Here is a 13,583-nt window from a genome sequence, read left to right on the forward strand (position 1 = left end):
GGACCGGGGTGACCCGTGCCACAGCCCAGGAGCGTCCATGAGCTTCAACCTCGCCACGATCCTGCGCGAGTCCACCCTCGCCCACCCCGACAAGCCGATGCTGCGCCTCGGGTCCACGACGCTCAGCTACGGACAGGTCGACCAGCTCTCCGCCCAGGTGGCGGCCGGCCTGCGGTCGGCGGGGCTGCGGCGCGGCGACACCGTGGCGCTGCAGCTGCCCAACGTGCCGCAGTTCGTCCTCGCCTACTTCGGCGCGCTCAAGGCCGGGATGACGCTGGTGCCGCTCAACCCGCTGCTCAAGGCGCCGGAGGTGGCCTACCACCTGTCCGACAGCGGCGCGCGGGCGCTGATCACCTTCGACGCGTTCGCCGACGAGGCGGTCAAGGGCGCGGCCGAGGCCGGCGACGTCCGGGTCTACGTCGCCTCGGGACCGGGCTCCGACGAGCTGCCCCCGGACACCACGCCGTTCGACGCGCTGGTCGCCGACGGCGCCGGCGCCGACCCCTCCGACGTCGAGCAGATGTCCCCCGACGACACCGCGGTGATCATCTACACCAGCGGCACGACCGGCCGGCCCAAGGGTGCCGAGCTCACCCACTTCCAGACCTACATGGCCGCCTCCGTCGCCTCGGAGACCTTCGGCTACCGCGACGACGACGTCACCATGGCCGTGCTGCCGCTGTTCCACGTCTTCGGCCTCTCCAGCGTGATGAACAGCGCCATCCGCGCCGGCGCCACGCTGGTGCTGGTGCCACGGTTCGAGGTCGGCGCCGTCCTCGACGCGTTCGAGCAGCACGGGGTCACGGTGTTCTGCGGGGTGCCGACGATGTTCGTCGCGCTCATGCACGCCGACCTGACCGGCCGCGACGTCGGCGCGCTGCGGATCTGCGTCTCCGGCGGCGCGTCCATCCCCGGTGAGGTCATCCGCGGCTTCGAGGCCGCCTTCTCCGGGACGACGATCCTCGAGGGCTACGGCCTGTCGGAGACCTGCGCGCTGGCCACGTTCAACCGCGGCGCGCAGGACCGGCGGGTCATGTCGATCGGCAAGCGGCTGTGGGGCTGCGAGGTGCGCGTCGTCGACCCGCAGGACGAGGAGCTGCCCCCCGGCCCGGAGCACGTCGGGGAGATCGTGCTGCGCGGGCACAACATCATGAAGGGCTACCTCGGCCGGCCGGAGGCCACCGCCGAGGCGATGCGGGGCGGCTGGTTCCACACCGGCGACCTCGGCCACCGCGACGAGGACGGCTTCTTCTACATCGTCGACCGCAAGAAGGACCTGGTCATCCGCGGCGGCTTCAACGTCTACCCGCGCGAGATCGAGGAGGTCCTGCACGCCCACCCGGCGGTGCGCGAGGCCGCCGTCATCGGCAAGCCGGACGAGCGGCTCGGCGAGGAGGTCGTGGCCTACGTCAGCCTGCGCCCGGGGGACTCGGCCGAGCCCGGCGAGATCATCGCGTTCTGCAAGGAGCGGCTGGCGGCCTACAAGTACCCGCGCGAGGTCGTCGTCATCGAGGAGCTGCCCAAGGGGCCGAGCGGGAAGGTGCTCAAGACCGAGCTCCGCACCCGCTGACCGCGGCCGTTCCGCCTCCCACGCACGGGAGGCGGAACGGGCGGGGTCAGGCGCGGGAGGGGGTCACGACGGCCTGGTCCAGCCACTCGAGGACGAGGGCGGCCAGCCGGTCGGGCACCTGCAGCTGCGGCACGTGGCCGACGCCGGCGAGCTCCTCGTAGCGCCACTCCGGCTGCCGGCGGGCCGCCTCGCGGGCGGCGTCCACCGGCACCAGGCGGTCGCGGTCGCCGTGCACCAGCAGGACCGGGCTGGTGATCCGCGTCATCGCCGACCGGTACCGGCGCGGGTCGAGCAGGATGCCCAGCAGCGAGCGGGCCGCCGAGAGGAACGCCCGGTCCATGCCGGCGGTGTCCTCGCGCTGCTCGAGCAGCGTCACCGCGCGGTCGACCACCGGGGCCGGCAGCTCGTCGGGGTCGACGCCGACCAGCCGGAGCATCTCGCGCACCCGCGTCAGCGGCGTCTGCCGGGAGCGCCGCAGCCGCAGGACGCGCTCCCCCAGCCCGGGGACGGCGTACAGGGCGAAGGTCAGCGCGACCACCCGGTCCAGCCGGCGGCGCCCGCCCGGCAGCGCGGGGTCGAGGAGCACCAGGCCGGCGACGAGGTCCGGGGTGGCGGCGGCGGTGAGCAGCGAGATCATCCCGCCCATCGAGTTGCCCACCAGCACGGCCGGCTCCCCGACGACCTCGCGCAGGAAGTCCTGCAGGACCCCGGCGTTGGCCTGCACGGTGGTGCGCCGCTGCCCGGGCTCGCTGCGGCCGAAGCCGGGCAGGTCCAGGGCCCACACCCGGACCGAGGGCGTCAGCAGGGGCGCGAGCAGGTCCCAGTTGCCGTGCGAACCGCCCAGGCCGTGCACCAGGACGACGGCCGGCCCGTCGTCGCGGCCGCCGTAGTCGACCACATGCACCGGACCGCCGAGGTCCACCGTCCTGCTCGTGCCGGGCGCCCGTGCGCCCTCCGCCTCCCGGTCCACCGTGCTCCTCCTCGCCCTGCGGCCGGCACCGGTGCGGTGCCCTCCGTACGGTTCCACGCCCTCCCGCCGGTCGCGCGCAGTGGGGCCGGTGCGGCGGGTGTGGCGCGGACCACACGTCCGCGTATCAGGCCGCCGCGCGCCGACTCGGACAGGTGTGGGCGGGGCGTCACCGTGGTACCCGCCAGTAGCTACGGCGGGACGGCCCGCCGGTGAGGAGGACGACGTGGCGCGACAGGACACCGACGGGCCCAGCCTGCCGCTGTACCTCACCGAGATGAACCGGGCGATGGCCGACTACGGCCTCTACCTGGCGGCCAGGCCGCTGCTGAACCGGCTCCCCGTCGGCGACGGTCACCCGGTGCTCGTCCTCCCCGGCCTGCTGGCCGACGACGTGTCCACCCGCACCCTGCGGCGGGTGCTGCGCCGGCTGGGCTACCGCGTGCACGGCTGGCGCCTGGGCCGCAACATCGGTCCGACCGCCGAGTGCGTCGAGGGCATGAGCCGGCGCATCGACGACCTCAGCGACCGCTACGGCCGGCCGATCAGCCTGGTCGGCTGGAGCCTGGGCGGCATCTTCGCCCGCGACCTGGCCCGCAAGACGCCGGACTCGGTCCGCCAGGTGATCACCCTCGGCAGCCCGTTCGCCCTGCAGCGCGACAGCCAGACCCGCGCGAACCGGGCCTTCGAGCGGTTCTCGCACCTGCACGTGGAGCCGCGCACGCTGCCGCTGGCGAGCGAGGCCACGCCGCTGCCCGTGCCGGCCACCTCGATCTACTCCCACCACGACGGCATCGTCGCCTGGCAGGCCTGCCTGGACCGGCTCTCGCCGCAGGCGGAGAACATCGCCGTCTACGCCAGCCACCTGGGCATGGGCCACCACCCGGCGGTCATCTACGCGGTGGCCGACCGGCTCGCCCAGCCCGAGGGCACGTGGCGGCCGTTCCGGCCCCCGCTCGCGCTGCGTCCCGCCTTCCCGCGCGCCGACGTCCCACAGCCCTCGTTCGCCGTGGCCGCCGCAGCCTGAGGGCGCTGTGCCGGTCGGTTGACGGGTCGTGCTGTCGTGGCAGCGAGATCGCGTGATCTCGCACAGCTGAACGCCCCGAGGCGTGCGAGATCACGCGATCTCGTCAGTTGACCACCTCCGTCAGCCAACCCGAGAACCGCTGTGAGAGGCTCCGTCGGGCTCGGCCCGGAGGGGTTCCCGGGCGGACCGAGATGCGGCCCGGCGTCGTCATCGCGCGTGGATGACGTCGCCGGGCCGCACCTCGACGTGGGAAGACCTCGACGGCCCTTCCCGGGTCAGTCAGCGGCAGTCCCTCCACCCGGAGCCGTTCCAGTGCCCGTGACCGCCGGCGTCACCGTGACCGTGGTGCTCCCAGCCACCGGTGCCGGAGGCGACCGGAGCGGCCTCTGCAGCCGGGGCCACCGCGGCGACCTCCGCGGCCGGGGCGACCTCCACGGCCGGAACGGCCTCGGCAACCGGCGCCGGGGCGGCCTCCGCGGCGGGGGCGACCTCCGCGGCCGGAGCCTCCGCAGCGACCTCCGCACCGGAGGCGACCGGGGCGACCTCGGCAGCCGGAGCAGTCTCCGCAGCAGGAGCGACCTCCGCAGGAGGAGCGACCTCTGCACCGGAGGCGACCGGAACGACCTCGGCACCGGGAGCGACCGGCACGACCTCCGCACCCGAGGCCGCCGGAACGACCTCCGCACCGAGCAGTGCTTCCACCGTCGCGGGGTCGAGGACGACGACTCCCGCACCCCCAGCGCCTGCGGCTCCACCGTCGCCGCCAGACGCATCGGCCGTCACGGCGCCGGAGCCGATGTTGACGATGGTCAGCGTGTCGACGGTGGAGTTGGCGAGGACGACCACGGTGCCCGAGATCGCGGTGGCGACTGCACCCCCGCCGCCCCCACCGTCCCCGCCGAGACCGCCGGTGCCGACGGTCTGCATGGTGGTGCGTGCGGGTAGCAGTTCCACGTACTGGTCCTCGAACACGAGCGCCTCCTGGTGGCCGGTCTCGACGATTGCGGCGGGCGCGGGAAACGCTCCGTGAAGGAGCGCAGAAAGAGACGACGGGCGATCTCCGGCCATTCTCCGTCCCCCGTACCCGCTCCGGTGGCCTGACATTCTCAGGCGGTACGGCAATCGGCAAGTCACGCTTGGGTGAAGGGCGAGTGATCGCTGCGGACACTTCGACTCCGGGTTCCGGCCGGTGCGCTGTGACACCCATTCCGCCGATCGAGCACCGGAGCCTCGGGTTCACTCTTCGGGGTCGGACCTGCACTTATCGTGCTGAAAAATCTCGGCCGATGGCGCCGCCACGGGGCACCGAGCCCGCCCGGGAATGGCACTCGACGATTGTCCGCGCATCCTCACGGGAGCTCGGTCTCATACCTGGGTATGGATCGACGTGAACACACGACGTCGTTGTCAGCACGTTCTCGTGGCCGACAGCGGTTCCCGTTTCCGAGATACCGCGATCCCTCGCTAGGGTCTGGACCCTTCTGGGGAGCACCCGCTCCCGCAGGGGGGAGTGCCGGTGAGTCACAGCCTCGGGATCGACCTCGGGACGACGTTCGTCGCTGCCGCCGTCGCGGAGGACGGCCACGCCGAGATGGTCCCTCTCGGGGACGCGTCGGTGGTGGCGCACGCCGCGGTGCACGTCGGCGAGAGCGGCTCGGTCACCACCGGTGACGCCGCCGCCCGCCGGGCCGTCAGCGATCCGGACCGGGTCGCCCACGACCTCAAGCGCCGACTCGGGGACCCGACACCGGTGGTACTCGGCGGCGTGCCGTTCCTGGTGACCACGCTGCTGGGCACGGTGCTGCGGGGCGTGCTCGACCGTGTGGTCGAGGCCTCGGGGAGGGAGCCCGACACCGTCGTGCTCACCCACCCGGCCAACTGGGGGCCGCTGCGGTGCCGGGCCTTCGCCGACGTCGCCGCCGCCGCGGGCCTGACCCGGTACTCGACCGTCACCGAGCCCGAGGCCGCCGCGGCGTACCACGGGACCACCCGGCACCTCGAGACCGGCGAGGTCGTCGCCGTCTACGACCTCGGGGGCGGCACCTTCGACGCGACCGTCCTGCGCCGGACAGCGGACGGGACCGAGGTCGTGGGGGCACCGGACGGCATCGAGCGCCTCGGCGGCTCCGACTTCGACGACGCCGTCCTCGCCCACGTGGACGCCGTCGCCGGCGGCCTCCTGCACCGGCTCGACCTGGGCGACGCCCGCACCGCCGTGGCCCTCGCCCGGTTGCGCCAGGACTGCACCGCCGCGAAGGAGGCTCTCTCCTTCGACACGGAGGCGACCGTCCCGGTGTTCCTCCCCGGCCGGCAGCTGGAGGTCCGGCTCACCCGCGAGGAGTTCGAGGCCCTGATCCGGGTTCCCGTGGAGTCCACGCTCCACGCCCTGGGACGGACGCTGCGGACGGCCGCTGTGGCGCCGGGCGACCTGTCGGCGGTGCTGCTGGTCGGCGGTTCCTCGCAGATCCCGCTGATCGCCGAGATGGTGTCCCAGGAGTTCGGCTGTCCCGCGGTCGTGGACGCCCACCCGAAGCACGCGGTGGCCCTCGGGGCCGCCGTCCTCGGCCGACGCCGGGCCCGGACGGGCCTCACCAGGGTCCCCGTCCCGCGCCTGCAGGAGGCCGCTCCGGCCACCGTCGCCGCCACGGCCACCGGCGCCGCCACCGCCACCGTCGCCGCTCCGCCCACCTCGACCGAGCCGCCGAGCCGGCCGGTGGCGGCGGCCTCGCGGGCGGGATCGCCGCCGGCCGGGCCCGCGGGACCGCCACCCGGGTCCCCGTCGTCCGGACCGGGCGCTCCGTCCTCGTCGGCTGCGGCGCACCCGACGGCCGGCGTCCCGGCGCCCGGCCCCCCCGGGGAGGGCACTCCCGGCGGCGCGGACGGGCCCAAGGGTCCACCCGCCCTCCTGGCGGTCGCGGTCCTGCTGCTCGTCGCGCTGCTCGGGGTGACGGTGCTGCTCACCGGCCGGGGCTCGCCCAGCGGTCAGGACGACGGCAGCGCGGCCGCAGCGCCGCCGAGTGCAGCCGCGGTCCCGGCCCCGGAGGTCCCCGCGATCGCCCCGGTGGCCGCGAGCGTCCCGGTCCCGTCGACGACGGGCACCATCCCGATCGGCGAGACACCGGGGTACGTCGTCGCCTCCCCCGACGGCCGCCGGCTCTACGTCGCCCAGCGCGCGGCCGGGACCGTCTCCGTGGTCGACACCGCCGTCGACCAGGTGGTCGCGACCATCGACGTACCGTCCGGCCCGCCGCAGTACGTGACGCTCTCACCGGACGGCACCCGGGCCTACGTGAGCGTGTGGGACGACGACCGGACCGTCGCGGCGGTCAGCGTGCTCGACACGAGCACCGGCGAGTTCGGGGCCACCGTCCCGATGCGCAGCCGGCCGTACGTGTCCGCGGTCAGCCCGGACGGGACCAGGCTCTACGTCCCCAACCACGACTCCGACGTCCTCTCGGTCCTCGACACGCGGACGGCGGCGCTGGTCGCCGAGATCGAGGTGCCACCCAATCCGCACTGGGTGGAGCTGACCCCCGACGGCACGCGCGCCTACGTCGCCGACCACGACTCGAACGTGGTCGCGGTCGTGGACACGGCGACCGACGCCGTCGTCGACGAGGTACCGGTCGGGACGAGCCCGCACAGCGTGGCGGTGCACCGGTCCCGGCCGCTGGTCGCCAACGTGAACTACGACGCCGCGTCGGTCTCGGTCATCGACACCGACAGCAACGAGGTCCTGGCCACCGTCCCGGTCGGCGAGGGGCCGCAGGACGTCACCTGGTCGGCCGACGGCCGCTTCGCCTACGTCACCAACGTCCGTGACAGCACGCTGTCGGTCCTCAGCGCCGAGGACTTCACGGTCACCGCGACCCTCCCGACCGGGACCTCGCCGACGTCGGTCACCGTGCTGCCCGACGGGCGCAAGGGGTACGTCAGCGACCTCGACAGCGGCACACTGACCGTCCTGGACCTCACCGGGTGACCCCCGCGGACCGTCCCGTCACCGCTGGGAGACGGTGAGGTCCACGCTGTCGCTGCCGACGGCCCGGCACTCGAGGTCGAGCCGGCCCGACGAGACGCGCTGCCCGGGCACGCAGGAGACGTCATCCTCCCCCACGCGGAGGTCCGCCCGGCCGTCCCGGACCGCGAGGATGGAGATCGCCGTGTCGAAGACGGTCGCTCGCGAACCGGTGCCCGCCAGCGTCACGGAGCACGATGTCCCGGAGCAGGACACGCGGCTCACGGAGGAGGAGCCGGCGAATGCCGTCGCCGTGGCCGCGGCCGAAGCACTCGCGCCGGGAGAACCGGGCGCTCCAGGGGAACCGGGCGCTCCAGGGGAACCGGGCGCTCCAGGGGAACCGGACGCTCCGGCAGAGCCGGACGCGCCGGCCGATCCTGGAGAGCCGGGGGAACCGGACGCGCCGGCGCCACCCGATCCACCGGAGCCGCCGGCGCCACCGGCCCCGCCGGAGGAGTTCGAGCAGGCGGTCAGCAGGACGAGCAGGAGCATGCCGGCGAGGGCCGCGCCGTAGGGGCGCAGGGCGGGACGTCCTCCCGCCCGCCGCCGACGCGGCCACGGAACAGGATCGGGGATCACACGCTCCACCTCCACGGGGATCGGACGCGACCGCTCCGCGGTCACATTGGGGTGAGCCGGACCCGGAAGGAGACCGGCCAGAGCTTGCCGGTGAGCAGGTACTCGTCGTCCCCCAGCGCCGCGATCCCGTTGAGCACGGCGTCCGGGCCGGCGCGTCGCTGCGGGTCCAGCAGGCCGGCCGCGTTGACCACCGCGGTCACCGCTCCGGTGCCCGGGTCGATGCGGACCAGCTCGTCGGTCTGCCACACGTTGGCCCACACCTGACCGCCGACGCACTCGAGCTCGTTGAGCCGGGTCACCGGCGTCCCCCGCAGGGTCACGGCGACGCTGCCCGTCTCGGCGAAGGTCTCCGGGTCGTGGAAGTACAGCCGGTCGCTGCCGTCGCTGCGCACCAGCCGCGCGCCGTCGGAACACAGTCCCCAGCCCTCACCGGTCAGCGGCAGCTGCCGACGCAGCGTGAGGGTGGCGCGGTCCCACTCGAGCACCACGCCGTCGCGCCAGGTGAGCTGCCAGACGCTGTCCCCCGCCACCGTGATGCCCTCACCGAACATCTGCCCGGGCAGCGGAACGGCCCGCCGCACCTCGCCCGTCTCCGGGTCGAGCTCGCGCAGCTGGGACCGCCCCTCGAGTCCCGTGCCCTCGTAGAGCACGTCGCCGTCCAGTTGCAGGCCCTGCGTGAACGCCGTCGGGTCGTGCGGCACCTCGGCCACCACCTCCGCCCGCAGCAGCGGCACCTCCGGGGCGGACGCCGACGCCGAGGTCGACCGGCTGGTCAGGTACTGCTCCGCGGCCTGGGGGAGCGCCGCGGGAACGAACAGCGTGCCGACGAGCACGAGCAGGAAGGCGGGCGCCACGAGACCCGTGCGCACCAGCGGGTGCGGCCGCTGCGCCGCGGGTCGCCGCACCAGCGCGTGGACGGCCAGAGCGGCGAGCACGGCCGCGGCGCAGACGGCCAGCGGGAGGACCGCCACGGCACCCGGCGCGGGAACGAGCGCCAGCACCACCAGGGACCCGAGCACCACCGCCGCCCACCGCAGCTCCCGCATGGCCGCCACCGCGCCGACGACCAGGAGCGCGGCGAGCAGGAGCACCTGCCGCTCCGGGTCGGACAGCACGGACCCCGCGGGCGCGCGCAGCAGCGCCGGCGCGATCAGCGCGGTCAGGGCGGTGACCCCGAAGGCGGCGACGACGAGGGGCGTCCACCAGGGCACGGGCCCCGGGCGCGCGCCCCGGCGCACCACCACCAGGACGGCGGCGACGGACAGGGGCACGCCCAGCAGCGGCGCCGTCGCGATCCCCACCGCCACCGCCACCGCGCCCACCCCGCCGAGGAGCCGCTGCAGGAGCAGCACCCGCCGGTCGCCGTCGTCCCGCCGGCCGCGGGCGGCCAGCGCCAGGGCGGTGCCACCCGCCGCCACCCAGGCCGCCCCCACGACCGCCGGCCCCACGGTGGCCAGGGCCGACACGGCGGGGCCCATGGCGGTCACCGCCGCCAGGGGGACGGCGACGGCCATCGGCCGCCAGTGGTGGACGACGGCGACGAGGAGCAGGCAGGTGACCAGGACGAGGACGGCCAGGACGGCCAGCTCGCGCCCGCCGCCGAGGACGTCGGCGTGCCGGTCGAAGGCGCCGGTCAGCCCGGCGTAGGCGGCCAGCTGGTCCCGCACGACCGCCTCACCCGGCCCCACGGCCGGAGCGGCCGCGCGTCCTGCGTCCAGCACGCCCGCCGCACTCGCACCGATCCGGGCCTCGGCCGGGGACAGCGGGGCCGACAGGGCCACCGCCGTCACGCGCAGGACCAGGGCGGCCCCGAGCAGGCCGAGCCCCACGGGCACGAGGTAGCGGCGAGCCGCCGTCCACTGGCCGGGTGCCGCCCACGTCCACCCCCACGACACGACGATGCGGCGCAGCAGGGTCCAGAACATGCCGAGGATCAGGACCATGCCCACCCAGGGCACGAGGAACAGGACGAGCTGGAACACGCCCAGGACGACCCGGGGGAGGTCCCCCTCACCCAGGGCGCGCTGCATCCCGTCGCCGTACGCGAGCGCGGCCTGCCAGACCACCGGCAGCACCCGGGGGAGGACGAGGAGGAGCACGACCAGGTAGTACGCGAGCACCGGGACGGCGACGGCCACCCACAGGGCGATCAGCCGACGCGCCCGGGGCCGCAGCGCCCGCAGCCGCAGGTCCGCCGGGCGGCCGGGCACGAGGCTCTTGAGCACCGGCCCGACGTAACCGAAGAGGTCCGGCACCCCGACCAGGTCGGCGAGCATGTAGTAGCCGTCGAACCGGAGCAGGGGGAGGAACTGGCGGGTGGTCTCCAGGTGCATGGCGAAGACCGCCAGCAGCAACCAGGCCTGCCCGGTGCCGAGGTAGGCCAGGCCCACCGCGGTCATGACGATGGCGTTGAAGTAGACGCCGCCCAGGTCGGTGCGCAGGCGGCCGACCCGGCTGAGGCGGTAGGAGTCGGTGACCGTGCTGTAGAAGGCCGGCCAGACCAGGTAGATCCCGACTCCCATGGCGCCCGGGCGCGCGCCGCCGAACCGGCAGGCAGCGGTGTGGCCGCACTCGTGGAAGCCACCGGAGAGGAGGACGAGGGCGAGCAGCAGGAGGGTGAGCGTGGGGTGGTGGACGAACTGCGTCGCGCTCGCCGCGAGCCGGCCGACGAGGTCGCCCTGGGCGAGGATCGCGACGTCGACGGCCACGAACGCGGCGACCGCCGCCATCCACACCGGGCGCAGGAAGAGGGGGCGGAACAGCACGGCGATGCGCCGGGCGACCCGTTCCGGGACGAGGTCCACCCGGTACCGCAGCCCCAGCAGCGGGTCGGCACGCACCGGAGGGGGCGCTGCCTCCGCATTGCCTGCCTGGGCGGCTTCCGGGGCGATGACCCCCACCGGGCGCAGGCGCTCGTCGACGAGGTAGAGCACCTGCTCGGCGGTGAGCTCCCGGCCCAGCCGTGCGCTCAGGTCGGCGGCGACCTCCCCGGCGGTGCGGCCGTCCAGGGACTCCGCCACCCGGAACAGGAGCTCCGGCAACTGCATGACCTGGCCGTCGGCGCGGCACACGAGGTACTTCGGCTCCTGGTAGCCGGAGTCGGCGTACGCACCGTGCAACTCGGTGCCCTCGGCGAGGCGACGGACCTGGTCGTCGACCGGGAGTGCCGGCGCGTCGACCAGGCTGCTCGGCTGCACTGTTTGCGTCACCTGGTGCTCTCGTCCTCTCTCGGGCCGTGCGCTCGCGCGTTGGCGGCCGGTGTCGACGGAAGGGGGGCGACCGGTCCCGGTCGCCCCCCTCCTCGTCCGTGCGGTCCCGTCCCGTCTGGCGGTGGACAGGGACCGCCGTTCAGGCGTGCAGGTCAGCCTTCGATGCCGCCGCCGCCGAGGCCACCGTCACCGCCGGCGCCACCGGCAGCATCGGCGGCACCCGAGGTGGCGTCGCCCGTGGTGACCTCGTTGGTCGCGACGGCGTCGCCGAACAGGGAGATGGCGGTCGAGTTCTGCGTGACCACCGCGACGTTGGCCGCGAGCGACAGCGCCAGGCCGCCGCCGCCGGCGCCGCCGGCACCGCCGGCACCGCCGAAACCTCCGACGGTGACCTGCATGGTGGTGCGTGCAGGCAGCAGCTCGACGTACTGGTCCTCGAACATGGTTCCTCCTGAGTGGTCCGTGTGGTTGGTGCTCGTGGTCGTGCCCGGCCGGCGGCGCCGGGGAGACGTCACGTCCATCGCCTCCCCGGCGTCACGCCGGCCAGCCGCGTCAGGTCAGCCGCGCCAGGTCAGCCGGTGATGCCGGCGCCGCCGGCGCCACCGGCGCCACCCGCGCCGCCCTCGGCGGCGGCGTCACCGGCGGTCGCGTCGCCGGTGACGACGGCGTTCGCGGCGGTCGCGTCGCCGAACACCGAGCCGGCAGTCGCCGTCTGGTTGGCGAACACGACGTTCGCCGCAGCCGAGAGCGCGGCGGCGAAGCCGCCGTTGCCGCCGTTGCCGCCGGCACCGCCGGCACCGATGACCGTGACGGTCTGCATGGTGGTGCGCGCCGGCAGCAGCTCGACGTACTGGTCTTCGAACATGGTTCCTCCTGAGTGCTCTGTGTGAGTGGTGTTCACGGTCGTGCCGGGACGGCCGGGAGGCACCAGGACGACGTCACGGACGTCATCTGCCCGGTGCTTCCCCGGCCGTCCGCGTCAGGTCAGCCGGTGATGCCGGCGCCACCGGCGCCACCGGCGCCACCCGCGCCGCCCTCGGCGGCGGCGTCACCGGCGGTCGCGTCGCCGGTGACGACGGCGTTCGCGGCGGTCGCGTCGCCGAACACCGAGCCGGCAGTCGCCGTCTGGTTGGCGAACACGACGTTCGCCGCAGCCGAGAGCGCGGCGGCGAAGCCGCCGTTGCCGCCGTTGCCGCCGGCACCGCCGGCACCGATGACCGTGACGGTCTGCATGGTGGTGCGCGCCGGCAGCAGCTCGACGTACTGGTCTTCGAACATGGTTCCTCCTGAGTGCTCTGTGTGAGTGGTGTTCACGGTCGTGCCGGGACGGCCGGGAGGCACCAGGACGACGTCACGGACGTCATCTGCCCGGTGCTTCCCCGGCCGTCCGCGTCAGGTCAGCCGGTGATGCCGGCGCCACCGGCGCCACCGGCGCCACCCGCGCCGCCCTCGGCGGCGGCGTCACCGGCGGTCGCGTCGCCGGTGACGACGGCGTTCGCGGCGGTCGCGTCGCCGAACACCGAGAAGGCCTCCGCCGTCTGGTCGGCCTCCACGAGGTTGAAGGCAGCCGAGATGGCGGCGGCGAAGCCGCCGGCCCCGCCGGCGCCGCCATTGCCGCCCGTACCGTCGATGGTGACGGTCTGCATGGTGGTGCGCGCCGGCAGCAGCTCGACGTACTGGTCTTCGAACATGGTTCCTCCTGAGTGCTCTGTGTGAGTGGTGTTCACGGTCGTGCCGGGACGGCCGGGAGGCACCAGGACGACGTCACGGACGTCATCTGCCCGGTGCTTCCCCGGCCGTCCGCGTCAGGTCAGCCGGTGATGCCGGCGCCACCGGCGCCACCGGCGCCACCCGCGCCGCCCTCGGCGGCGGCGTCACCGGCGGTCGCGTCGCCGGTGACGACGGCGTTCGCGGCGGTCGCGTCGCCGAACACCGAGCCGGCAGTCGCCGTCTGGTCGGCGAACACGACGTTCGCTGCAGCCGAGAGCGCGGCAGCGAAGCCGCCGTTGCCGCCCGCGCCGCCCGGGCCGCCGATGCCGGTGACCTCGATGGCCACCTGCATGGTGGTGCGGGCGGGAAGCAGCTCGACGTACTGGTCCTCGAACATGAGTCCTCCTGGTCGTCCCGTGTGACGGTCTTCGGACAGCAGTCGGAGACCGTGGAAAACGGCCGCGAAATGGTCCGCCCGACGTTCCCCCAGCCTCGACCGGTCG

Annotated in this window: 12 protein-coding genes; 3 read left to right on the top strand and 9 right to left on the bottom strand. The window is 74.6% G+C overall.

What is annotated here, in order from left to right:
* Positions 1-37: 37 nt before the first annotated feature.
* Positions 38-1,570: a long-chain-fatty-acid--CoA ligase gene (locus ACU616_RS00085; RefSeq protein WP_446756466.1), complete on the top strand. Its 1,533-nt coding sequence runs from the start codon at positions 38-40 to the stop codon at positions 1,568-1,570.
* 46 nt (positions 1,571-1,616) lie between these two features.
* On the opposite strand, the gene ACU616_RS00090 is transcribed toward ACU616_RS00085, so the two are convergent.
* Positions 1,617-2,540 (bottom strand): alpha/beta fold hydrolase, encoded by a 924-nt coding sequence (locus ACU616_RS00090; protein WP_446756467.1) that lies wholly within the window; start codon positions 2,538-2,540, stop codon positions 1,617-1,619.
* A 223-nt stretch (positions 2,541-2,763) separates the two neighbouring features.
* On the opposite strand from ACU616_RS00090, the gene ACU616_RS00095 reads away from it, so the two are divergent.
* Positions 2,764-3,564 carry an esterase/lipase family protein gene (locus tag ACU616_RS00095; protein ID WP_446756468.1) on the top strand — a complete coding sequence of 267 codons (801 nt, stop codon included), beginning with the start codon at positions 2,764-2,766 and terminating at the stop codon, positions 3,562-3,564.
* A gap of 279 nt (positions 3,565-3,843) precedes the next feature.
* Here ACU616_RS00095 and ACU616_RS00100 read toward each other — a convergent pair whose 3' ends face one another.
* On the bottom strand, positions 3,844-4,536 hold the full coding sequence (locus tag ACU616_RS00100; RefSeq protein ID WP_446756469.1) for a hypothetical protein: 693 nt from the start codon (positions 4,534-4,536) through the stop codon (positions 3,844-3,846).
* Between the two features lie 544 nt (positions 4,537-5,080).
* Between ACU616_RS00100 and ACU616_RS00105 the strand changes: the two genes are divergently transcribed.
* Positions 5,081-7,546, top strand: coding sequence for an Hsp70 family protein (locus ACU616_RS00105; protein WP_446756470.1), 2,466 nt, complete (start codon positions 5,081-5,083; stop codon positions 7,544-7,546).
* Positions 7,547-7,564: 18 nt separating this feature from the next.
* Here ACU616_RS00105 and ACU616_RS00110 read toward each other — a convergent pair whose 3' ends face one another.
* From ACU616_RS00110 to ACU616_RS00140, 7 genes are all read right to left on the bottom strand, one after another.
* The gene (locus ACU616_RS00110) at positions 7,565-7,771 is read right to left on the bottom strand and encodes a hypothetical protein (RefSeq protein ID WP_446756471.1); all 207 of its coding nucleotides are present in this window, start codon (positions 7,769-7,771) and stop codon (positions 7,565-7,567) included.
* A 431-nt stretch (positions 7,772-8,202) separates the two neighbouring features.
* Positions 8,203-11,370: a glutaminyl-peptide cyclotransferase gene (locus ACU616_RS00115; protein ID WP_446756472.1), complete on the bottom strand. Its 3,168-nt coding sequence runs from the start codon at positions 11,368-11,370 to the stop codon at positions 8,203-8,205.
* A 152-nt stretch (positions 11,371-11,522) separates the two neighbouring features.
* Entirely contained in the window at positions 11,523-11,813 is a 291-nt protein-coding gene (locus tag ACU616_RS00120; protein WP_446756473.1) for a hypothetical protein, read from the bottom strand.
* A 128-nt stretch (positions 11,814-11,941) separates the two neighbouring features.
* The gene (locus tag ACU616_RS00125; protein WP_446756474.1) at positions 11,942-12,235 is read right to left on the bottom strand and encodes a hypothetical protein; all 294 of its coding nucleotides are present in this window, start codon (positions 12,233-12,235) and stop codon (positions 11,942-11,944) included.
* A 119-nt stretch (positions 12,236-12,354) separates the two neighbouring features.
* On the bottom strand, positions 12,355-12,648 hold the full coding sequence (locus ACU616_RS00130) for a hypothetical protein (RefSeq protein WP_446756474.1): 294 nt from the start codon (positions 12,646-12,648) through the stop codon (positions 12,355-12,357).
* Positions 12,649-12,767: 119 nt separating this feature from the next.
* Positions 12,768-13,061 carry a hypothetical protein gene (locus ACU616_RS00135; RefSeq protein ID WP_446756475.1) on the bottom strand — a complete coding sequence of 98 codons (294 nt, stop codon included), beginning with the start codon at positions 13,059-13,061 and terminating at the stop codon, positions 12,768-12,770.
* 119 nt (positions 13,062-13,180) lie between these two features.
* Entirely contained in the window at positions 13,181-13,477 is a 297-nt protein-coding gene (locus tag ACU616_RS00140; protein ID WP_446756476.1) for a hypothetical protein, read from the bottom strand.
* Between the last annotated feature and the right edge of the window lie 106 nt (positions 13,478-13,583).

It is taken from the genome of Geodermatophilus sp. URMC 62, from assembly GCF_052931475.1.